Source organism: Aeoliella mucimassa (genome assembly GCF_007748035.1).
In the GTDB taxonomy this organism is placed as follows: domain Bacteria; phylum Planctomycetota; class Planctomycetia; order Pirellulales; family Lacipirellulaceae; genus Aeoliella; species Aeoliella mucimassa.
Genome location: NZ_CP036278.1, coordinates 2,802,771 through 2,824,711 on the forward strand (window position 1 = coordinate 2,802,771; position 21,941 = coordinate 2,824,711).

Sequence of the window (21,941 nt, forward strand, 5' to 3'; positions counted from 1 at the left end):
TACGGAGTTCCGACTGCAATGTCAAGATCAGGTAGCCACGCAAAAAGAAACCACCCCGCCGATGAGAATCGGCGAGGGTGGTTGTGTCCGCGTTTCGATGATAAAGCAATTTAGTACGAAAAGCCGCCGCTTATCGTTAACCCGATGAATCCTAGGTCTTCGCCACGTGGATCGTCGGCGACCGCCTCATCGGAGTCGTCGGCGTACGTTGCCGAGGGGTTGGGACTACCGAGGTTCGACCAAAACTGTGCCTCGGCACCGGTGCGGATGAAGCACCGATCGTACTTGCCAAAGCGGTATTCGGCTCCGAGCTGAAGTTCCAGGTTGCCGACTAATTGGCCTGCGTTGGGAATCGAGAGAACTTCGCCCCCGTCGCTATCCGTGGCGATAAAGTCCTGCTGCCCGTATAGCAGCGAGGTTCGCCCAATGCCGTAGACGGAGAATCTGGTGTGCCGAACTGGATATCGGAACTCACCTGCTAGCGTTGGCCCGAATCCCTCGAAGTTGATGCTGCTATTCACAGTTCCCGAGTCAGTTACCGCGAAGTAGGTCTGGTTGGCCTTGGCCATCCGTAGACCACCGCTCACGAGAAACGAAGAAGAGAACTGTCGTTGCAGTTCAAAGTCGAGTACGTCCATCTCGATCTGCTGAGTCATAACGGCCGTATCGACGTCGACCACACCGATGATCGTGTCACCACTATTCGTCGACGAGAAGACAATAGCGCCTTCGTCCTGAACCAGGCCGACCGAACTGTCGACCTCAAGCGTTTCACTATGGTCGAACTGCCAGTAACGAGTTCGCCAGCCTAAACAACCTTTGCCGCCCAGGTATCCGAACTCGATGCGGTTCGATGGCTCCATGTTCCACCCGAAGCCAATGTGCTCGATCACGGGATCATTCTGAGCGATGATGGCCGTAGAATTGGTTTGAAATGGGGCAACGAGTACTTGCTCGTACATGAAGTAGACGCCCTCGCGACCACAGCTAGATGACTGGCAGCACGCGTCACTCTGCCCGAGACTTAGCTGGTTGCCACAACTGCCACCTTGCCCATACTGAGACGCGGCAACTGGCCTTTGGGCATTCTGCTGCTCCAACACCGCAACTCGCTCCAGCAAATCATTATAGGTCGTAAAGTCGACCTCCTGAGCCTCGCATTTGAAGTGAAATAAGCAGCCGCAGGCTATCGCCACGCTCGCTGTGATTAATGTACGCAGCATCCGCAAGACTCCAGAGGACAGACAGGTCTAGTATCGCCTTAGTTCATCGGATAGCCACCGGGTGATAATTTAGATAAAGATGTCAACAATTCGACAGCAACCTATCGCCGGTCGCATAGCGAATGAACTTTTGGTGCCGCTGGCACCGGCTTGTTTTATAATGGAACTAAAGACGCTGGCGGCGTGCTTGGCCTGAGGGGGGGAAGCCGCTCTTCCTCCCAAGCCCCACCCCAGCGGCAAGTGTAAGCTCACCGGTCTGCAACTCGATGGGGGCGAGCTGGTAACTGCCGGTCCGCGTGAGACGGCTTTCCCGACCGATCTCTGGACCTGCATCCGCGTCGAGCGATCCGACGTGCCGGCGTCTACATTGCGTAATCCGGAGTAGATTCCACGCGTCCCGGGCCACGGAGCTAGCCGACAAATACCCGGGGCATGTTGCCGCTGCCTGGCTTGGCCATTCTCAGCAGATTGCCAATAAGCACTACCGGCAGGTGACCGACGACCACTTCGAGCAAGCGGTCCAAGCAGAAAAGCGCGCTGCGCAAAGCGTTGATAAGCAGCTGCAAGACGTGATGGCGAAAATCGCTGACTCTGGAAATGCAGAGGTATCACAGCTGTTGTAACTAGTGAACACTTGTCAAGTGGGCGATGAGGGTCTCGAACTATCTGCTTTTTCCACGGTGTTTACGCAAATTCTGTCCGGCGCGCTGCGCCATGCGCTGCGCGACTTGCTGAGGGGAGACTCTGATTGTTAAATGTAATATACTGACGTGCATTATATGTTCTTGTTTACACTGCATTTGCCAGCTAGCCGGCTGATCCCCGGCGTCGGCCTGCCGGTCGCGTATTCTATCCTTTGCGCGGTCGGCAGCCGGGTTGGTATGAAGGATAGAAAACCATGGGCATTGATCGTTCTGCCGAAGAGGCTGTGCTAGAGCGTGCCTTGCGACACCTAGCGGCGGATTTCCGCCGCATAGCTGACAGGCAGGTATCTTGTTCCATCTCCCGCAACTTGCCATTCTTGCGCCAGACGCCTCGCCCCGCGGCTTACTGGATAGATCCAGATCACATTGATGAGATTCGTTGGCGGACTGATCCGGCTTGGGCGCCGGAGTGTCCGACGTTTGTCGAGTGTCACAATGTTACAGCTTCCTACAAGGAAGAACGGTGGCAGTTGGTAATTGCATATGATGGCCACTGTTACGAAGACGAACTGTCTGTTTCTCAAGAGAAGCTAGATCGAAGTTGTGAGCGGCACCATGATCAACTTTCCTTACTGGGAGGCGAAGCTTGTCGGCTGGTTAGTAATGCCGGTTTGTATCTGCCGGGATTTGGAGTCGTTCGAGATTGGAGTGAGGGGGAGCTTTTCGAGTGGATGAGGATGGTTTTTCATGCTGCATGGTCTCATGAATTGGGAACTGCAGTATCAGCAACTCGGAGCTATCCCTCTGCTGCTGTCGCAGGTTGGCTGCGCAGGAAGTACTACGTTCCACAAGGATCAAGGGGTGTGGAAGAGGTAGCCAAGGACGAATTGGCTTGCTGGTTGAGGAAGAGCGAAGAGAAACGGATTGCAAAAGGTGAGTACGCCAGTTTTCTGGGTGGCGATCCGTGCAATACTTCTAGCGACATTCTTGAATTTCTGGCCGATCAGTTGAGGAGTCGATCAGCTGATAGAAGATCGGATAACTCTGCTCGGTTCGAAACGCCATCGCCATCTTCTTGCTTGCCACACGCTCCTGTGGTTGAGAGAGGAACTGTGCGGTTTGACGGCAAGGAGTTTCGTGGGTTGAATACATCTGCTTTGGACGTCCTACATGTGTGCAATCAGGCGGCCGGCGAATGGACTCCAATGTCTATCGACGGAAACCGGATCCGGAAGGCAGCGGAGGCAATAGCCTCGATGCCTGCGGAGTTGCAGGCAGTGATCGAAAAGGAACCTGCTGCAAATGGTAAGCGACGATTCAATCCCAAGAAGGTTCAATTTGCGCCCAGCAGTGGGCTCTGTGCAGGTGATTGCACTCCAGAAGCTCACGAAAACAAAGATAGATGAGTGCGCACTGCTGGGCGCTTGCTTGCGTTGTCAGTGGTGTGCTCATTTCGTCCCATAGTTGGGCGCTGTCGAGAGTTCTATCCTCTTGCTTGTTGATGTTGCAGGTCGTGTGCACGACTGCAAGAAGCAGTGCTTTTCTACTCCACGCAAGGAAGGACGCAATGAGTATTTCGACGACAGACAAGTTATTGCTGCGCAGAGAAGAGGCGGCTGAGATGCTGGGGATCGGCATCCGGACGCTAGATGCTCACGCGAAACTTGGCAATGTGCGATCAGTCGCAATCGGTCGGCTGGTTCGTTTTGATCGTGAAGAGTTGGTCCGTGTAGCCAGGTCAGGCCTACCGGTGTTGAACGCGTCTCACCGCGATTCGTCTCCGACTTCGGGGGAGTAAGCGATGAGCAAGGGATTTATCACGCTGCCTCGTTCTGTGTTGGACGAACTAAGAGACGATCACGAACTCTATGGATTCATGGTACTCTTAGTAGACTTGGCCGCTTATCAACAGCGGCCAGGTCGAAATGGGGAAACCTTGCAGCCGGGAGACTTGTATGCGGGAAAACGTCGTTTGGCAGCACTAACAGGCCGAGCCCCTTCTTGGTGCGAGCGTGCGATTATTAGGTTGCAGAAACGAGCCCTTGTCGAGCCAAGGCCGAGCCAGGTTGAGAAGATAATAAGTGTCTGTAATTGGAGCGATTATCGTCCGGCTAAAAAACGCACGCGAGCCAGGACTGAGCAAGCTTCGGGCCATCGTCGAGCTAGAGACAGGCCACGTCCGAGCCAGGACCAATCCCTTTCAAAGAAGAAAGAACAATCAATAAACAACAATCTCCCTATGGAGGGCTGGGGAGTTGTTATGGACAAGCTGGAATCGGCTGGTGTTTCTCAAGCCGAGAAAGCGGTCTCGCTGGCCCGGGAGCAAGGCTCGACTCCCGAGGATGTCTTGAAGCTGATCGCCTGGTGGTCTCAGCACCGCAATGGGTGGGAGCAGCCAGCGCTGGCATTGTATCGGCGAGTGTGTGCAGCGAAGCCTAAGCTAGCCCCCAGCATTGGCTGGATCGACTTTTGCGTAGGATACCGGGTGTGCGAACCAATGCCCGACGAGACGCGACAGCTGATGGCCGATCTGGATGACGACGAAGAGTTGCGTCGTGTGCTTGCAGGGTCCAATAGTTTTCCACGTAAAGAGTGGCGGGAGATCCAGCTCAAAGCCAAACTGGCAGCGCCTCAAGGTCTTCCGCGAGCGCGAATTGACTTGTTGGCAGCGCGAATGTGGCTTGAGCGAGAAGACGAGAACGAAATAGTCGACTCTGTAACGAAAGGCCACCGGCCATTACTTGCGGATTGTGGTCGCTAGTAGTTCCAATCCTCGTGAGATAATGGTGCACGGTTCAGTTCATCTCGGAAGGTGCGCCGTTCTCAGGCTTATGTTTTTGTTGTGGAAGCTATTTCTGTTGGGGCGAACAGGCTGTAAAGTAGCGGAAGTAAGAACAGGTTGACGGCCGTAGCGCCGGCTAGACCGCACAGGATCACCAGGGCCATGGGGTGTTCGATCTCCTGGCCCGGTAATTCGCCGGTTAGTACGAGGGGAGTGAGGGCCAGGCCGGTGGTGAGCGCGGTCATCAGAATGGGAGCAAGCCGTTCTTCGGCACCTTGTAGGATAAGCTGACGACGGTTGTCGACGCCTTCTTCCGACTGCAAGTGCCGATAGTGACTGATGAGCATGATCGCGTTGCGGGCTGCAATGCCCAGCACGGTGACGAATCCCACCAAGGAGCCGAGTGAGATTACACCTCCACTAGCAAAGACACCTAGCACACCGCTGAGCAGCGCCAGTGGGAGCGCAGTGAGGATCAAGGCAACGGTTCTAACGTTGCCGAAGTCGATGTATAGAAGCAGTGTGATCGCAACCAGTGAGCCCATGGATAGTAGAAGCATGCGGTGTCGAGAAGTTTGGGCCTCACGAAATTCGCCCAGGAATTCGGGGTGGTAACCTTCGGGAAACGACACTTCTGCCTTTACCACTCGCTCGATATCCGTAGCGACCGAAGCGAGATCGCGACCGGCGACGTTGCAAGTGACATCGATGCGTCGCGAAGCGTTTTCGCGAAGCACCTGATTCGGTGCGGGCATTACAGTAACCGTTGCCAAGGTTTCCAACGGAACCTGGGCTCCGCTAGGAGTGTCGATCATCAGTTCTCGAAGACTCTGGATGTCGCTCCGTAAGGCTTCTTTACCACACACGACGACGGGGAAGATCGCCTGGTCACGGTATATTTCGCCGACGCGGGCTCCGTTGACCAGTGTCGAGACGCTTTGCATCAACACACCGGGCGTCACGCCTAATTGCGAGGCTGCCTCGGGACGTAACTCGACCGCGATTTGCGGCACAAGTACTTGAGGCTCGACTTTTAGGGTGGTCACCCCTTCGATATCGGCGAGTTGACTGGCCACATCGGCCGCCGTGTCCCGAAGTTGATCGAGGTCGGGCCCGAACACCCGTACTACGATCGAGGCACTGGTACCGGTCAGAACTTCCTTAATACGTTCGCTAAGGTAGGTCAGAAGATCGCGGTGCAGTCCTGGATATCCGTTGACAATCGATTGCACTTCGGCCACGGTGTCGTCGTAATTCTCTTCGTCGATACTGATCCAGAGTTCGGTGAAGTTGGGGCCCACTACCTCATCAGCTACGGTCGCCCGTCCGATATGGGAGCCAAAATTGCGGACGCCAGGCACCTCGAGCATCTCCTCGGAGGCTCGGATGGTAATATGATCCATCGCATCGATGCCGATGCCTGGCTTCTCAACCCAGTGCATCAAAAAGTCGGTTTCGCGGAACTTCGGCATCAATTCTTCACCGAGCCAAGGCACGCAAGCAGCCACTCCAATGAAGAAAAGGAGTGCCGCTCCCAGGGATACACGCGAATGGTTCAGCAGCAGGGAAAGTAGCCCGCTGTACATTCGCTTGAGCATCCTGACCAGAGGGCCATCCTTCGCGCTGCGTTCAGCAGACTTCGGGAGCAAGAACAGCGACATCGCCGGCGTTACGGTCAACGCGACCAGTAGCGAGGCGAGGATCGCCAGGATGTAGGCAGTGGCCAAAGGCCGGAAGAACGATCCCGCGAGCCCGGTCAGGAAGAAGACCGGCAAGAATGCCAGAATCACAATGACCGTGGCATAGACGACTGCACTGCGAACTTCGAGTGAGGCATCAAGCACCACTCGAAATGAGTTACAAGGATTGGGAGATTTCGCGTTTAGGCGGAGTCGCCGAGTGATGTTTTCGACGTCGATGATCGCATCGTCTACTACTTCGCCTAATGCGATAACGAGTCCAGCTAGCACCATCGTGTTGACCGTTCCACCCCGCCAGGCGAGGACCAGTACTGCAGCCACAAGCGACAATGGGATGGCTGTTGCGCTGATGATCGCACTGCGCCAGTCGAAGAGAAATAACAGTAAGACAACGACTACCAATACGCAGCCAGCCAGCATCGAGTGAGTCAGATTGGTCAGCGCCCGCTCGATAAACGTCGCGGGCCGGAAGATAGTTGTGTCGTACTCGATGCCAGCAAAGGCGGGCCGCAGCTCTTCCATCGCTTTCTCGACACCTTTCGTCACATCTAGCGTATTGGCCCAAGGCTGCTTTTCGACAATTAGCAATAAGCCGGGCTGATTGTTGATAATCGCGTCGCCGATCGGCGGGGCATGATCATACTCAACCGTGGCAACGTCGAGAAGCCGCAGCGGAGTGGACGAACTCGTAGTGCCTGAGGGGGCTTTCGCAGGGGGATTGCGAAACGCAACCACGATCTCGCCGAGTTGCTCCGGGGTATACACGGCAGGGACATGTCGCAGTGCGAGGCGTTGGTTCGGCGTGTCGACGAAACCTCCCGTGCCCACCGCAGTTGCATCGCGGACGGTTTGTAGAACGCTGTTTAGTGTAAGATTGTTCGCCCGTAAGCGATCGGGATCGACGGTCACGCGAAGCTCTGGTTCTTTCTCGCCCCAGACTGCAATGTTGGCCACTCCAGGCACCGCCATCAATCGTGGTCGAATGGTCCATTTCGTAAGTGTGGTCATCTCCATTTGCGACTTCGTATCCGACCACATGCCAATTTTGAGGCAGCGACTCAATGACGAAAGTGGAGGCAATATCACCGGCGGGCGGGCTACCATCGGTAGTTGGCGTGCGGCGAGTGCCAATCGCTCTTGCACCAATTGTCGGGCCGTTAGAAGGTCGGTGCCTGGCTCGAAAATAAGTCGCACGCTCGACAATCCGAGTACCGACTTGGAGCGAATAGTTTGGACGTAAGGGATTCCGTTCACCGCGTTCTCGATCGGAACCGAGATCAGGCTTTCCACATCCTCGGTGGCCATCCCAGGGGCTTCGGTCTGAATTTCTACGAGGGGAGGAGCAAACTCAGGAAAGACGTCGAGCGGAATGTCATCGGCGGTGCGAACCCCCACTACTACAAGTGCGATGGCCAAGCCAATTATCAGCAGGCGAAGGCGCAATGAGTTTTCAATCAACCAGCTCATTGCGTGCTTACTTTCCTGTGCCAAATTCGGTGCCAAATAGCTCTGCAGCGCCGGTGGTTACCACTTTCGTCCCAGGCGAGGGACCCGAGGCGAGAATGGCTTGATCTACGTCGACCCACCGCACCACTACTCGGCGTCGTGTGTACTCACGCTCACCCGTCACCGCGTACACCCAGGTGCCACCGTATACGTCGTAAAGAATCGCCGACGCAGGCACTACGAGCGACTCCGCTTGACCAACCAACGGCAAATCCATACCGACGAGCTGTCCCGGGCGAAGGCCGAGGTTCACATTGCTAATTTCATAATACAGATCGGCCGACGACGAAAGTGGATCCGCGCTAGGCGGAGCACTTATCGGCTTAGCTTCGATCATCGTTCCAGCAAGCGAATCCGGCAAGGATTGTCCGCCCAGCGTTTTCAGCAGGGCTGGTTTGCCTTTATCGATCGTACCGAGCAAGTCGACAAACACCGGTACACGTATCCAAATGGTGTCGAGGTTGATCACTTCAAACAAAGGAGTACCCACGGCAACTGTTTGACCAACACGAACGTTTACGCTTCGCACAACGCCTTCGATCGGTGCGGCCAACTGAAGCGGACTTGCTGCTGACGAGTCGGCACTCGGATTGAGTTGCTGGAGCATGTTGGCAAGCTGCTTTTCTTGCTGCTGCGCGGCTTGGTAATTCGACTGAGCAATATTGAGCTGTGCAATAGCATCGTCCACCGCTTTGCGCGCCCCTGCGCCATCGTTGAATAATTTCTCAGCACGCGACAGCGTAATCTTGGCTGCTTCCACTTCGGCATGGCTCCGCTCTAGATCGCCGATGGCTGTTTGCTGAGCGGCAACCACATTCGCGCGAGCGGAGACCAGCTGAACTCGTTCGGCCGGAGTCATCACGTCGCGCTCAGGCGACAGTAACGGCACTAAGTCGACTACCACCTGATTGCGACCTACTTGTGCGCCAGGTAATGGAATTGGCGACGCTCCATACTGAGCAATAATGCCCGGCACGGGGGCTGAGACAATCAGCGAGTTGCCAAGTGGTGCCATGGCTTCGCCACCCAAAGTGCGTCGTTTCGATACGATTTGCTCTTCAATGGCCGTCGTAACGATTCCCAACCGCTCATTTGCCTTCTCGGTCAAGCGAACCGTGGCCAACTCGGTTTCAACCGGCAGCTTCTCGACCACCGCTGGTTTCTCGTTGTTGGGGTGTTTCTCCTTGCTCGTATCACGACATCCAGTCAGGATCGCTACACTGACGATGACGAGCAGGCAGATCCCTCCGCATTGCCCAAGCTTCGCACAGCGAAGGGGGGTTGCGACCGAAACTTGCCAGGCTGGTTTTTGGAGCAGTATCAAGATCCATATCCAGTACAAGTGGGAGAGAATAGAGCACACTTAACTAATCTAGGAGTGTCGCGAACGAAGTCGCCGGAGGAGACAAATCGCCGCTCTCCATCTCGGAAGGCTCTGCTGCTGTTGGACTCGATAGCGGCAATTCTAGCTCTTCTGGTGGAGACGTTTCCTCAAGCAGCCGAACCAAATCCATCGGTTCTCCATCCAACCGGCAGCCAACACTACGTTCGAGTTCCGCAGCCGCCCGGGCCATAGCGGCTCGTTGGTCGAGCATGCGACTCCGCACATCGAGATACTGACTGGCGGTTTGCAGCACGAGCAAATAATCGGTACCGCCATCTTCGTACCCTTTTTTCGCAATCGATAAGGCCTCGTCGATAGTGGGGGCCACTTGCTGCTCCAGTAGCACAAGGTTGTCGCGTGCTTGAATGTATTGCCGAGCGGCTGTGCGAACGTCCTGCACAATCTGATCGCGGATCGCGTCGCGCGAATGCATGGCAGCGTTCAGTTCCCAGTCTGCGCGAACAATCCCACCCTGGTTGCGATTGAAAACGGGAAGATCGATGCGGAGTCCGCCGCCGGTTTTACTGGAGCCGCTATTGGAGCGAACATCAAGCATGCCATCGAGTCGCAGGAATGTCCAGCGCGAGAGATCAGACCGTTGCGAGGCGGCCGCTACGGCCCATCTTGCCGCATGATAATCTGGGCGGCATGCCAAGGCTTGGCTTACAAGTGCCGATTCGTCGAACTCACCAAACTCAGGGCGTGGTAACTCAGTTGCTCGAAGTGGTTCGTCCTGAAAGGGAAGCCCCATCAATAATGCGAGCCTAGCTTCGGCGATCGAGATGTCCTGCTGACGGACTCCATGTGCGGCCTGAGCATTTAATTGATCGACTCGGGAAGTGATCGATTCTAGCTGGCTAATATCTCCCTCGTTGAGTCGTTGATTCGTTAGCTGAACAACTTGATTGCGGATATCAATCGCTTCCTGAGCTAAGCGTGCCTGCTCGTCGGCCAAGGCCAGATCGATATAAGCCAGACGAGCATCGCGGGCGACATCCAGACCGTTCTGAACCAGTTGTTCTCCCACTCGGCGATACTCGCGATTGGCCGCTTTCACGCGGGCTGGACGCAGAAAGTAGGATTCAATCGGGGCGTAAAGCGTGTATTGCCCTTCTTTTATACTGGTGGGGAAGTAGACCAGAAGTTGGGGGTTCGCAATGAGGCTAGCTTGGATCGAATCGCCGCAAGCCATTCCGAGCTGCGCCAGCGTGGCCTGAAAGGCCGAGTTGTTGGAGAGCGCCGTCTCTACCGCTTCGGCTTCGGTCACTCCGTCATGTAGATTTACCGTGGACGAAAGGTGTTCCTGGCAAGGTGGGACTCTTGCGAGTTCATACCCAGTACGGCAGCAGACCTCGCGGGACACCAAGCCGGAATCGCAGGCGGGGTTCGCACAATGACAGCCTAACTGGGCCGGCAATGCTAGCAACATCAAGCCAGTAAGCACTAGAAGGTATAGGTTGGACGATGGAATGCAGCGACTAGGCATCATAGTTCGCTTTACCCGCCGGGCGCGTTAGGGAAGTTCTCATAACTACTAAGTGTGTAGTATTAAGATCGGCCGTTACAATGCTACTCAGACAGTTCTAGCGTTACTGCTGATTAGGTCCGCCTAATCGTTAAGGTCTATTGTGTGGAGCAATCACGGCGTTAGGGGCTAGGTGCATATAGCAAGTGTAGTAACCAACACTTAATCTGACAGACAATCTAGTTAGCGACCAGTTGCAAGTTCTTGTCCAGTCGCTTTTCGTTGACGATCGATTTGGCATCTTCGAAGGTTTCCATTGGCGTTTTGCCGTAACAGTAGCGACCGCTGTGCGGTCGCTCGTGGTTATAGCTCTTCATCCACTGGTCAAGATCTGTTTGCAGCTCCTCGATCGAGCTGAACATCTTCTTGCGGAATGCGACCTGGTAAAACTCCTGCAGCATGGTTTTGTGGAATCGTTCACAGATGCCGTTGGATTGTGGCCGCTTGGCCCTGGTCTTCGAGTGATCGATGTTCTCGATCGCCAGGTACAGTTGGTACTCGTGATGTTCACGGCTGCCACAGTACTCGGTGCCACGATCGGTGAGCATGCGCAGTACCGGCACGTCCTCTGCTTCGAAGAATGGAATCACCTGATCGTTTAACATATCGGCCGCGACCAACGCATTCTTGCGATCGTACAGCTTGGCAAACGCAACTCGCGAGTAGGTGTCGATCACCGTCTGCTGATAGATTCGCCCGACGCCCTTGATGGTGCCGACGTAGAACGTGTCCTGCGCCACCAGGTAACCGGGATGCTCGGTTTCGATTTCACCATGAGCTTCCTTCTCCAGCTTCGCTTTCTCCAGGGCCACGACCTGGGATTCGGTAAGGATAATACCATCTTGAGCCACTTTGGCCTCCAGAGCCTTCAGCCGCTTCTTGAACGTCTCCAGCTCATGCCGCAACCAGACGCTACGGACACCACCTGACGAGATCAGGATGCCCCGTTTCTTCAGTTCGTTGCTCACACGGACCTGGCCATAGGCCGGTTGTTCGAAGGCCATTTCGACCACCGCTTCTTCGACCTCCGCGGCCACACGATTCTTGACGACGGGCTTCTTCCGCGAGATCTCCTTGAGGGCCTCCTCACCGCCGTTGTCGTACAACTCTTTGAAGCGATAGAAGCTATCTCGCGAGTAGCCAAACACTTTACACGCTTCGGAGACGTTGCCCAGCCGCTCAGCGAGTTTCAGCAGGCCCAGCTTGTTCTTGATGATTTTCTGATCGTTACTCATCTCGGACACTCCTTGGGGGAAATGAGGCGGCCGCCGGCTGCAATCACTGCTATCACTCGCTGCGCTCGTTCAAGCAATGATTGCAGCCGGTACTCTAACCTCAAACCTTGGTTAGTGTCAGATTAAGTTTTGATATCTACATAGCAAGAGACTGGCCACAAGAAATGCTATGTGGCCAGTCTGGGGGGCGACAAATCAGTCAACTTACTTCGACGATTCGTGTTCCTGCTCTTCGTCTTTGTCATCGTGATCTTCTTGGTGATCGCCGTGCTCGTGCTCTTCAGCTTCTTCTTGCTCAAGCACTTTGCTTAGCAGCACGCCATCTTCAGCGATTTCGACTTCGTAAACGAGCTCTCCCGAATCCGATTCATACTCAACATCGGCAGAGTAGATCACACGACCATCTTCCGTCTCTCGCTCAATTTCTTCGATCTCACCCCCACGAGTTTCTCGTTTCAGGGTTGACTTCACGGCTTGAGGAAGCTCGCTAAACGAACCTACAACTTCTTCACCGTCTTGGTCGTCATCGTCCTCTTCGTGCTCCGCTTCTTCATTCTCTTCGGCATCGGTCTCCTCTTCATCGACCAGTTCTTTTGAGAGGAGTTTTCCATCGTTATCCACAGTGACTTCGTAGACGTTGCCATCGAACTCGATCTCGGCTTCAAATTGTACCGTCGAATCCGAGTCTTCTCGTTCGATTTCGAGAATCTTTCCACCAGTTGCTTCTGATTTAATCGCCTTTTGAACGGTCTTTGGGCACTGCTTCAGAGGGATGGTGTCCTCAGCAGCATTGGAAGGCGAGCAGACCAGGATTACCACTCCACAGCAGAGTGCTAGTAGCCCGGCTTTTGAAAGATGTGGTGAAACCTGAGGGGATGCAATCATATCAAACCTCCTTCTCGTAAATGACTTAGTTCCAAAACTACTTGCCAGTGGAGACAAAGGCGCTGGCTCGCCTTGTAAAAACTCAATGGTTAGCAGCAGTGTCTTTGCATAAGAGTATCTTGAGCAGCGAGTACGATTAAGCACGTGCGTGTCGCAGAGCATTTCTTGGAGCGAACGCAGTTCGCTGCGAGCCCACCAGGCAATCGGATTCCACCATACGATGGATGCAATAATAAATGAGGCTGCTGACATCCAGTAGTCACGCCGGGCGTAATGGACATACTCATGAGCAATGATGTTGCGGAGTTGAGCATCCGTAAGTGTGTTGGCTAAACACCGCGGGATCACAACGAGTGGAACGCGTCCCCAAACCCAGAGAAATGGCGATATATTTGAAGCAACAACACTTACAGCCGGGGAATTGTGAAGACCGACTTTGTTACTTACTTCCAGGGCGACTCGACTAATACGCGGGTCGTGTGATTCACTGCCTCGTAGCGCCTTATTTAGCCGCATTGCCTGAAAGCCGCTTGCCCCCAAAAGCACTACAGTACCGGAAGCACTAAGCAGAGTAAGTAAAGTGAATAAGGGGATTGGAAGTGATCGGACTGCTTCTTGATGATTGTTTGGTGTTAGGCTTGTGGTGGTGAGAACGCGAATGGACTCGCGCTCTACCACAGAATGATCGTGAGGTGATTCAATAGACTTGGGCGTTAGGCTGAATACTGGAATCTCGAACAACGGAGGTGTAACAAGCTTGAGTAGCACCAATATCCAAAGCCCATAACTTATTAAGGGGCGTTTGTGCACTGCTGGGAGTAGTGCAGCTAAACTTATCGCTGCTGCCATAACGAGAGCAACGACCGAGTTCGTAATAAGGATTTCGGGCAGTTCATCCACGGCATTGCCTTTTTACTTGATTTTCTCAACGATACGCTCAAGTATGTTGCGGTCTTGCTTGCTTAATTTCACTCGCCCAACAAGGGCCAGAAGCATTGGACCAAGAGCTCCGCTAAAGTGGCTCTTGGCCAACTGCTCAAGCTGGACTCCCACAAATTCTTCCCGGCCAATAACGGGGCGATATTCGTGAGCGAACTGTCCGCGGTCACACACGACAAGCCCCTTCTCCGATAGTCTGCCTAGTAGACTCTTCACGGTTGCGTGAAGGGCGGCTGAATGCTCTCCATAGACCGCTTCGACGATGGGGCGAATCTGTGATGGCCCGCGATCCCACAGTACGTCGAGGATGGCGAGTTCCGTGTCTGTCGCATCGGTGCGAATATTCGACATGGTCTCCTCTTTTGCAGGTGAAGTGATTGCCTGTTGGCTAATGCAAGGCAAGTTGCTTCAACTCTAAGGCGGCATGCCTTAGTTGTCAACATACGTATTGATGTAATGTGGAGAGTTCTATCAGTAGAGTACCAGGTTGCCCCAAAAAACACTTGGAATTAAAGGCTCTGTGCGGAAGTCGGTACTGCTGTAGTGCAGGAGTTGTAAGCGAACTCGACACTTGGTAGAAGGTGCTGGGCTTTATCTTGCGCGTAAGTATCAATTCGTTGGAGGCAAGGTTTGCTAACGGCCTTCGACTGCTAGAATGCTGGAGTGGTTCTTCAGATACCGAAGAAGGAAATAGAGGAAGAGGGTTCCGCCAAGCAGTCCAATCCAGCCGGCCTCTAAATGAAAGTTGTGGTCAATGACTGCGTGTTCGATAGTCTCGATAAGTGCATGGCACAAGACAAATAATGCCAAGGCCGTGTATTCACGCTTAAGAACATTTCGCATGGAAAAGCTCAAATCCGCCTTGCGCCAGAGACGAAGTTTGGGAATGAAGGCAGGAGTACTTGTTGCCCAAGCATGAAAGCTATCTCCAAAGCGTGAAGCTAAGAAATCTTCCTCGGCAAGCATGATACGCTCGTAATACAGCCAGAAGGCGAGTCCATACACGCAGGTCAACCAAATACTAAAGGGGACAATGACTACTCCAAGCCCGATCAAGAAATTGCCCAAATACAACGGATGCCGTACCGTTGAGTAGATTCCCTTCGTGTTGAGAGCTTCGGCAATTTGGCGGTCCGTGTTCCGTCCAGATGTTCCTGCGGGAGTGTGGCCTATGGTAATGACCCTAACTATGAATCCACAAGCGGACACAAAGAGTGCGAATACTTCCCACAACTCATGAAAAGCATAGCTATGAAATGGCCAACGCATCGTAGCCACTACCCAGATTAAAGGCAGCAAGAAAGCTAATGGCACAACTCCTCGATGGCGAAATAGCCAGTTTCCTTCTGCGATCATTTCTGATTGCAAATGCATTTCTTTTTGCCTTTACTCCGGCGTAACAAGCCGATTAGGATTCGATCGTCATGTTTAGTTGCACAACCTATGAGTGAAAACATGGGAATCAGCCCGTTGCGTGCGTTGTCGCGTGCACCGGGGCGTGGTACACCGACGGACGGTTATTCGCCCGTCTCACCCCGACGCAAGGAGATTCCCATGAAGTACGTTGGTGCCGATTTGCATAAGAAGACCGTTAGCCTGTGCGTGGTCGAATGGCACGACCACTCCACGCGAGTCGTCCAGCGAAAGCGACTACGCTGCGACGAGCCCGATCAGATCGGCGAGTTCCTCGCCTCGCTCGGGGAGTTTTGCATCACCGTCGAGGCGACCATCGGCTACGACTGGTTTGCGGCCCTGGCCGAACCCATTACTGTCCGGAGTTCGGTTCTTTGCATTCCGGGAGTGTTGCGCGGCGTCTTATGATTGCATGGATTGGCTTACGCGATCAAGACTCGCCGCCTTTTTCCTTTCACATTGCGCAGGCGGCAGCGTGAGAATCGCGGCCGAGTGGCAGCGTCTCTAAGTCGATTGCTGTTTCTTTTTCTCGCTCCGCCGCGCGGCCGACTGCCGGGCCAGTTCGTTCTGACGTTCTCGCTCGCGGAGGATCGGCAGGATCTCTTCCAGGGTTGCCGCCCCGCGGCCGACCTGTCCCATTAGGGCGAACAGGTACTTGCTCGGTCGATAACCGGTGTGCAGGTACATCAGCAACACGGCAATGACCGCCACGTAGAAGTGCGTTTGCACCCCTTCGCTTGCGTGGCTGATCAAGTGTCCGAAGTTCGCAGAGCTCTTCAGCCACCGAAAGAACAGTTCTACTTGCCAACGATAGCGATACAGCATGGCAATCACGTGCGCCGGTACATCGAGCAGGTTGGTGATCAACCGCAGTTGCGACGGTTTTCCCTTTTCTTCGCAAGCGACGATGACTTCGCGAAGCTGCACTCGGGGAACTCGATGTCGGCTCGGATTCGAAGACTTGAAATGTCCCACTCCATCGCTGAGCACGCCGGCCGCTTTGTCTTTTTCGGTGAGTTCGCGACTTTTCACTTCCCGCAGCGTGGGCGAATTGCCCCCCGCTGGGCGATAACGAGCCACGAAGTGCGATTGCAACGCGTGTGTGTCGTCGTAGTGCGCTGCCAAGAGCGCGAAACTCATGAAGCCGCGGTCGTACAGATAGATACGACCGGGCTGCAACCGTTCGATGGCTGAATCGGCCTCGCTCTGGCCAGGGGATGGAATGACGATTGCCTCGGGAAGCCACGTGCTCACCGGCAAATGGACATCCACCCGCGCTCGATGCTTCTTCGCCCCATGATTGTTCGTATTGCACATGGCCCAGGCGACTTCGGCCACGGCCGGGAGAAACGTGCCATCGACGGCCACGGTCTGCTGGAGCAGTTCGTCGAGATCGTCGTCACCTATCGATTGCCGTTTTGACTTGCGGGCAAGTTGCCGGCGGAGGGCATCGAGAATCGGCTGCAATCGCTCGGGGTCGGCCAGTTGATTGAAGTCTGAGAGCGTACTTCTAGTGATCTTGCGAATCGAAAGGTGTTTCTGAGCCTGTACCGTTTGGCTGAAATCTTCGATGGTTCGCAAACTGCGGATGGTGGGATTGAAGAACGCCAGCAGGTAGGCTACGAACACGTCATCGAGAAATAACTTGCGATTACCGTGGGCGTCTTCCGAGCGGAGTTGTTTGAGAAACTTCTCCAAAAGCCGGACATACTTCCCCCCAATGACCTGCTCGGGCCACACTGGTAGCTCGTCTTTAGCAACTCGCTGGGAAGGCATGGACTATGTCGTACCACACCACTCCCCACCGCGCAAGTTCAGAATCGGTTAAGATTAATTCCGGACAGTAATGGGCCGAACCGCTGGCCCGGCGGGTGGTGATCGCCCACCCCCATAAACTCCGCGTCATCGCCGACAGCACTCGCAAGAGCGACAAGATCGATGCCCAGACGCTGGCCGACTTTCTGGCTCACAACATGATCCCCGAAGCGTGGCGAGCCACGCCCCGCGTGCGGCAACATCGCTCGCTGATCCGCCGACGGCAGAAGGTGCAGAATCGCATCACCTCGATCAAGACCACGATTCGCGCGCTATTGACCCGTTACAACGCCGACCGCCGCGACCTGTTCACTCGCATCGGGCGGAAGGCCCTCAGACAGTTTCAATTTCTCGACGAAGAACGGTGGCTCGTTGACGACCTGTTGGAAGACCTCGACCAGGCCCGGCACCACTTGGCGAACGTCGATTGCCGGTTGCGTGAGTTCGCCGAGCGGGCACCGCTGGCCGAACGCGAAGCCCGCGAGGTGTTGGCCACGCTTCCCGGCGCAGGTCCGGTGACCATCAACGTGCTACTGGCCGAGTTGGGCGACTGGCGACGGTTTACTAGCGGCGATGCGGTGGTCGCCTTTGCGGGACTGTCGCCCGGGTTCCGCGAAAGCGATGGCCACCGCAAGGCCTTGGGCATCACCAAAGCGGGCTCGCCGCTGTTGCGGTGGGCGATGATTCAACTGGCCCACCGGGTCAAGCAATCGAGCAGCCGCTGGCGGACGACCTTCGAGCGATTAAGCCAACGCACCGGCAAGAAAAAGGCGACCTGTGCGATTGCCCGGCGACTGCTCTTGGTCGTCCACGCCATGCTCCGCGACGGACGAGCCTACCAGTTTGCCGCGGCCAAGTAGCCATCCACGAACGAACCGACCGTAAGCCAGGATGATCTCGATATAGAGAATGCCGGCGGAGAGCGACTCCGATCGGCGCACGAGTGAATGGGACATTCTTCGCCGACGTTTTTATGGGACACTTGCCAACGGAGTGGCGGGTGATCACCGCATAGATGTTTGAGCACGGACGGCAGGTCCGATGACTCGCATACCCCAGCGGTCTTGGTTCAACGAAATAAAACATCCGACAATAGGAGAAAATGATGATCCCCTAAGAAACCACGCTTGACAAAGATTCCCATAGATGATCTCAATAGCCTGGGCGGGATAGCTGTGGTAGCGACTGTCTGTCTTTTCCCATTAGACTGAGACTATTTATGCAACACTGAGTATTTCATGCGCAACTATCGCTAACCCTAGGCTCGCAATAGTCAAACGTCTTGATCGCAACTGGAGTGTTTCGATTCGAAAGGAGCCCCATGCCTTTGTGCTCGCGTAAAGTACTAAGGAGTTAGTAGTTGGGCAATAGCAGTTCGGGCAATCGTTTGATAAGCCTTGCTCAAAAGAACTTGGTTTTGGCAAGGCACTTAGGTAATCAACGAAGCTACAGGTCGGTTCCATCGTCGCAAACGATGACCATTTCTGGCACCTGCTATGCCGATTCATGAAGGAGTCCATCAGACTATGGGCCTCGCCAACAGTAACGAAGGTGCTGTCGGGGATGGATTGGAGGAGAGTGCTAGGCATTTCAGGTCGGACGATTTCGAGTGATTCAAGTCCGCCAGCTTATAATTAGGGCGGCGTCGACAGCAACGCATTGCGACCAACTGCTGGGCTCTCGCGATTTGGGTCTGCAGACTGCCGAGAGTTTGCCGGCTAAAGCTGGCGGGATAGCTGCTAGGGGGACCTGTTCGGAGGATAAGATCTAAGCGAAAATCTTTCGTCAGCAAATCGAGTCGTAGCCCTGATTGTGCGAGACGAATCGGAGGGCGTCATAGTGTCATGCACGAGAAACCCTGCATCTATTGTGGTAAAGTCTTTGACCCTTTTAAGGGAAGAGGGGACCACGTGCTACCGAGTGGGCTTTGCGGGGAGTTCGCTAAAGACATTCGGTTCCGCGGATGTTGCCCCGGCTGCAACAATGCCTTCAGTGAATTCGAGCAGATCCTAGCGCAGGCGACTCCACTAGGATACCTGCGGCGATACGCTCCCATCCGTCGGCGAGGTCGTCCGATTGTGCTCAGCCAAAGAGGTGCCAAGAGGAGCAAGGCTCCGCAGCATACAGCCAGACCGTTAGGGTACGACCAACTCGTGAAACCAAGGAATGATCCAAGGCAAGTGGAGCCGGTAAATCAGATTACGATTATTGACGAAGCGGGTAAGCAACATTCAATCGAACTGCATGAGGGGATGACCGCCAAAACTCTGAGTGCCAAGATAAAAAAGCTCGGCATTCGAAATTTCCGATCGATATATTGTTCGGTCACAGAGCAGTCAGATAATAGCTGCCGTGACCTGTTAAGGGAGGCATTTCCAGGGATGGTCTTTGAGGATCTCCCTGATTCGGAACCTGGGGAGTCGACGGTTAAAGGACGCATTCGATTTGAGTATAGTACTGAAGCAGACCGAGCAATTGCCAAGATAGCTTTTCACTATTACCTGATACACAACCAGCGGGGGTTTGACGGAAGTGAGCCCGAATTTGCAGCGATACGGCAATACCTGTGGCAAGGTGGCGATTCCACACTGTTTTTTAATCAAGCCGGCCCATCGTTCGAACTTCCGTTTGGAGAGGATCCTTCTGGTGTTGTGCGTACCCCGAGTAACTGGTGCCATGTTTTGCTCGCTCATGAAGTCGATGCTCAGGTAGTGGTCTACATGCGATTATTCGCCGGGCCAGAACATGTTGGCGAAGAATATCATGTGACGCTTGGATCTATAGAAGGAAGGATTGTTTTGCCTTCAGGCACGTGGGGGCACATCTATCATTACGACGAAGAGCGGAATGATAACTACTCTGGTCATATTCAATCCATCAAGCCCGAGCAATTGAGGTAGCAGTTGCCATTTCAGGGCGTGGGGTGTTCCCCCCCCCGGGGGCTTAGGGTCCTTTGCCAGCCCCCCTCTCCGCAGTGGGCTGTGCCCGCAATCGCGGGACTTTTATTTTTTCGATTGCAAAAAGCAAGTAAGTAAGTGGGCGCGGCAAATATTCTGGGATGGCCAGATATCAGCCGAATGTTGGCGAAATAGGCAAGCTAGTAATCTCATGATATTACATGGTGCAACCGACCAGCAACCTCTTGCAAGGTGTCTTCAATGACTTGCAGGGAATGCAGTTCAAAGGCAGCGCATTCGATGCTCGTTTCGACTATTCACTCAAAGATCTGCCGACTTCGATATGAGGTGTTGTTTGGCTTATAATGCTACCGTCAAGCACAGTGACTGCTTAGCAGTGTGAGGGCTTGTCGGTGAATGGAAGGACCTAGGCAAGATCTCATCAGGTGTGAGCCGGTTTCTTCTTACAGTCGTTTATGGGATAGGGGCAGATGCAGCATGGCCAAACTCGGTAGAGACTCGCGCGGTAGTCGTTACATTCAATTTGAGAACCGAGACGGACAGATTAAGACGATTCGACTTGGCAAAGTTTCTAAGCGGGACTCCGAAGGGGTTCGCTACCATGTTTCGGAGTTGGTGCAATGCAATCTGCTTGGTGGAGTCCCATCGCCGAAGACAACTCGCTGGCTGTCCGACCTGAGTGATCAATTGCGGGAGAAGCTGGCCAAGGTGGGGCTGTGCGAGGAGCGTACAAGAGGGACCTTGGGAGAGTTCATCGCGGAGTATCTGGCGATTCGCTCGGATGTAAAAGACTCAACACGAGCCCTATGGCGATCGACTCACAATAGCTTGATTGAGTATTTCGGAGCGAATCGGACTTTGAGGTCGATTACCAAGGGGGATGCAAAAGCCTGGCGATTGCACGTAGCAAAAGGCTCGCCCGAGCGAAAAGTCGGCAACCGAACCATCCCGGCCAAAACGCTTGCTGAGAACACGGTGCGTAAGCGGACTGCAGTCGCGAAATCGCTTTTCAATGCGGCCATTGATCACGAGCTGATCGAAATCAATCCGTTTGCTCCCCTGCCGGCAACGATCGTGGAAAACAGGAAGCGAGATTACTTTGTTACGCCTGAACAAGCTGCCAAGGTGCTTGAGGCTTGTCCGGATCAGGACTGGCGAACGATCTTCGCCCTGTGCCGATGGGGTGGATTGCGTTGTCCCTCAGAGGTATTGGCGCTACGTTGGTCAGACGTACTGTGGGACAAAGAACGTTTTGTGGTTGAGAGTCCCAAAACGGGACACCGCATTGTTCCGCTCTTCCCTGAGCTGCGGCAAGTGTTGGACGAAGCCTATTTTGGCGACGACAAGCCGGTTGAGTTCGTCGTGGCCAAGCAGCGTGATCCGAAGAGTAACTTCCGCACCACCATGACTAAGATCGTGAAGCGGGCGGGATTGGTCCCCTGGCCAAAGCTGTTTCATGCATTGCGGGCGTCCCGGGCCACGGAGCTAGCTGACAAATATCCGGGGCATGTTGCCGCTGCCTGGCTTGGCCATTCTCAGCAGATTGCCAATAAGCACTACCGGCAGGTGACCGACGACCACTTCGAGCAAGCGGTCCAAGTAGAAAAGCGCGCTGCGCCATGCGCTGCGCAAAGCGTTGATAAGCAGCTGCAAGACGTGATGGCGAAAATCGCCGACTCTGGAAATACAGAGGTATCACAGCTGTTGCAACTGGTGAACACTTGTCAAGTGGGCGATGAGGGACTCGAACCCCCGACATCCACGGTGTAAATCCAGCCGGAAAAGCTTCGTAACTCAGCGTTTCCCTCTTGTTTTGTAGAGTCTAACGCCACTAACCCCGTTTTGCAAGCGATTGCACGGAATTGCGTTATTTCTCGGGAAATAGCTGTATTGAGATTTGCCAAAACGGTACATACCGTTTTGCAAAAACAGCGTGTTTACATGATTCCGGTAGAATGTCTCACTTGCAGGA

Annotated in this window: 15 protein-coding genes; 6 read left to right on the forward strand and 9 right to left on the reverse strand. The window is 54.3% G+C overall.

All coding sequences use genetic code 11. The annotated features are described in order from the left end of the window. Nucleotides 1-110: 110 nt before the first annotated feature. On the reverse strand, nt 111-1,223 hold the full coding sequence (locus Pan181_RS11185) for an Lpg1974 family pore-forming outer membrane protein (RefSeq protein WP_145246890.1): 1,113 nt from the start codon (nt 1,221-1,223) through the stop codon (nt 111-113). 898 nt (nt 1,224-2,121) lie between these two features. On the opposite strand from Pan181_RS11185, the gene Pan181_RS11190 reads away from it, so the two are divergent. Further along, entirely contained in the window at nt 2,122-3,273 is a 1,152-nt protein-coding gene (locus tag Pan181_RS11190) for a hypothetical protein (protein WP_145246891.1), read from the forward strand. Nucleotides 3,274-4,127: 854 nt separating this feature from the next. After that, nucleotides 4,128-4,628, forward strand: a complete 501-nt coding sequence (locus tag Pan181_RS11200; protein WP_145246893.1) for a hypothetical protein — start codon at nt 4,128-4,130, stop codon at nt 4,626-4,628. 68 nt (nt 4,629-4,696) lie between these two features. Here Pan181_RS11200 and Pan181_RS11205 read toward each other — a convergent pair whose 3' ends face one another. The 7 genes from Pan181_RS11205 to Pan181_RS11235 all read right to left on the reverse strand — a co-directional run bounded on the left by Pan181_RS11205 (nt 4,697) and on the right by Pan181_RS11235 (nt 15,197). After that, nucleotides 4,697-7,816: an efflux RND transporter permease subunit gene (locus tag Pan181_RS11205; protein WP_145246894.1), complete on the reverse strand. Its 3,120-nt coding sequence runs from the start codon at nt 7,814-7,816 to the stop codon at nt 4,697-4,699. A 7-nt stretch (nt 7,817-7,823) separates the two neighbouring features. Next, nucleotides 7,824-9,179, reverse strand: a complete 1,356-nt coding sequence (locus Pan181_RS11210) for an efflux RND transporter periplasmic adaptor subunit (RefSeq protein ID WP_145246895.1) — start codon at nt 9,177-9,179, stop codon at nt 7,824-7,826. Between the two features lie 43 nt (nt 9,180-9,222). Beyond that, nucleotides 9,223-10,506 carry a TolC family protein gene (locus Pan181_RS11215; protein ID WP_231943811.1) on the reverse strand — a complete coding sequence of 428 codons (1,284 nt, stop codon included), beginning with the start codon at nt 10,504-10,506 and terminating at the stop codon, nt 9,223-9,225. A 437-nt stretch (nt 10,507-10,943) separates the two neighbouring features. Further along, on the reverse strand, nt 10,944-11,999 hold the full coding sequence (locus Pan181_RS11220) for an IS481 family transposase (protein ID WP_145246897.1): 1,056 nt from the start codon (nt 11,997-11,999) through the stop codon (nt 10,944-10,946). A gap of 204 nt (nt 12,000-12,203) precedes the next feature. Continuing rightward, nucleotides 12,204-13,784: a M56 family metallopeptidase gene (locus Pan181_RS11225; RefSeq protein ID WP_145246898.1), complete on the reverse strand. Its 1,581-nt coding sequence runs from the start codon at nt 13,782-13,784 to the stop codon at nt 12,204-12,206. A gap of 12 nt (nt 13,785-13,796) precedes the next feature. Then, complete coding sequence (locus tag Pan181_RS11230; RefSeq protein ID WP_145246899.1) at nt 13,797-14,174, reverse strand: BlaI/MecI/CopY family transcriptional regulator; 378 nt, start codon at nt 14,172-14,174, stop codon at nt 13,797-13,799. A gap of 282 nt (nt 14,175-14,456) precedes the next feature. Further along, nucleotides 14,457-15,197, reverse strand: coding sequence for a methyltransferase family protein (locus Pan181_RS11235; protein ID WP_145246900.1), 741 nt, complete (start codon nt 15,195-15,197; stop codon nt 14,457-14,459). 180 nt (nt 15,198-15,377) lie between these two features. Here Pan181_RS11235 and Pan181_RS11240 point away from each other — a divergent pair, with 180 nt between their 5' ends. Next, nucleotides 15,378-15,644, forward strand: a complete 267-nt coding sequence (locus Pan181_RS11240; RefSeq protein ID WP_145246901.1) for a hypothetical protein — start codon at nt 15,378-15,380, stop codon at nt 15,642-15,644. 96 nt (nt 15,645-15,740) lie between these two features. Here the strand turns inward: Pan181_RS11240 and Pan181_RS11245 are convergent, their stop codons facing one another. Further along, nucleotides 15,741-17,012: an IS4 family transposase gene (locus Pan181_RS11245; RefSeq protein WP_145245135.1), complete on the reverse strand. Its 1,272-nt coding sequence runs from the start codon at nt 17,010-17,012 to the stop codon at nt 15,741-15,743. 98 nt (nt 17,013-17,110) lie between these two features. Between Pan181_RS11245 and Pan181_RS11250 the strand changes: the two genes are divergently transcribed. The 3 genes from Pan181_RS11250 (at nt 17,111) to Pan181_RS11260 (ending at nt 21,739) form a co-directional block, all read left to right on the forward strand. Then, nucleotides 17,111-17,911, forward strand: a complete 801-nt coding sequence (locus Pan181_RS11250) for an IS110 family RNA-guided transposase (RefSeq protein WP_197529167.1) — start codon at nt 17,111-17,113, stop codon at nt 17,909-17,911. 1,293 nt (nt 17,912-19,204) lie between these two features. Further along, a complete protein-coding gene (locus Pan181_RS11255) occupies nt 19,205-19,951 on the forward strand; it encodes a hypothetical protein (protein ID WP_145246903.1) in 747 nt (248 codons plus the stop codon). Between the two features lie 495 nt (nt 19,952-20,446). Then, nucleotides 20,447-21,739, forward strand: coding sequence for a tyrosine-type recombinase/integrase (locus Pan181_RS11260; RefSeq protein ID WP_197529168.1), 1,293 nt, complete (start codon nt 20,447-20,449; stop codon nt 21,737-21,739). The last annotated feature ends 202 nt before the right edge of the window (nt 21,740-21,941 follow it).

Excerpts from the sequence above, each read along its gene's own strand:
- Pan181_RS11185 (WP_145246890.1), bottom strand. The coding sequence starts at position 1,223 with ATGCTGCGTACATTAATCACAGCGAGCGTGGCGATAGCCTGCGGCTGC.
- Pan181_RS11190 (WP_145246891.1), top strand. The coding sequence starts at position 2,122 with ATGGGCATTGATCGTTCTGCCGAAGAGGCTGTGCTAGAGCGTGCCTTG.
- Pan181_RS11200 (WP_145246893.1), top strand. The coding sequence starts at position 4,128 with ATGGACAAGCTGGAATCGGCTGGTGTTTCTCAAGCCGAGAAAGCGGTC.
- Pan181_RS11205 (WP_145246894.1), bottom strand. The coding sequence starts at position 7,816 with ATGAGCTGGTTGATTGAAAACTCATTGCGCCTTCGCCTGCTGATAATT.
- Pan181_RS11220 (WP_145246897.1), bottom strand. The coding sequence starts at position 11,999 with ATGAGTAACGATCAGAAAATCATCAAGAACAAGCTGGGCCTGCTGAAA.
- Pan181_RS11230 (WP_145246899.1), bottom strand. The coding sequence starts at position 14,174 with ATGTCGAATATTCGCACCGATGCGACAGACACGGAACTCGCCATCCTC.
- Pan181_RS11235 (WP_145246900.1), bottom strand. The coding sequence starts at position 15,197 with ATGCATTTGCAATCAGAAATGATCGCAGAAGGAAACTGGCTATTTCGC.
- Pan181_RS11240 (WP_145246901.1), top strand. The coding sequence starts at position 15,378 with ATGAAGTACGTTGGTGCCGATTTGCATAAGAAGACCGTTAGCCTGTGC.
- Pan181_RS11245 (WP_145245135.1), bottom strand. The coding sequence starts at position 17,012 with ATGCCTTCCCAGCGAGTTGCTAAAGACGAGCTACCAGTGTGGCCCGAG.
- Pan181_RS11260 (WP_197529168.1), top strand. The coding sequence starts at position 20,447 with ATGGCCAAACTCGGTAGAGACTCGCGCGGTAGTCGTTACATTCAATTT.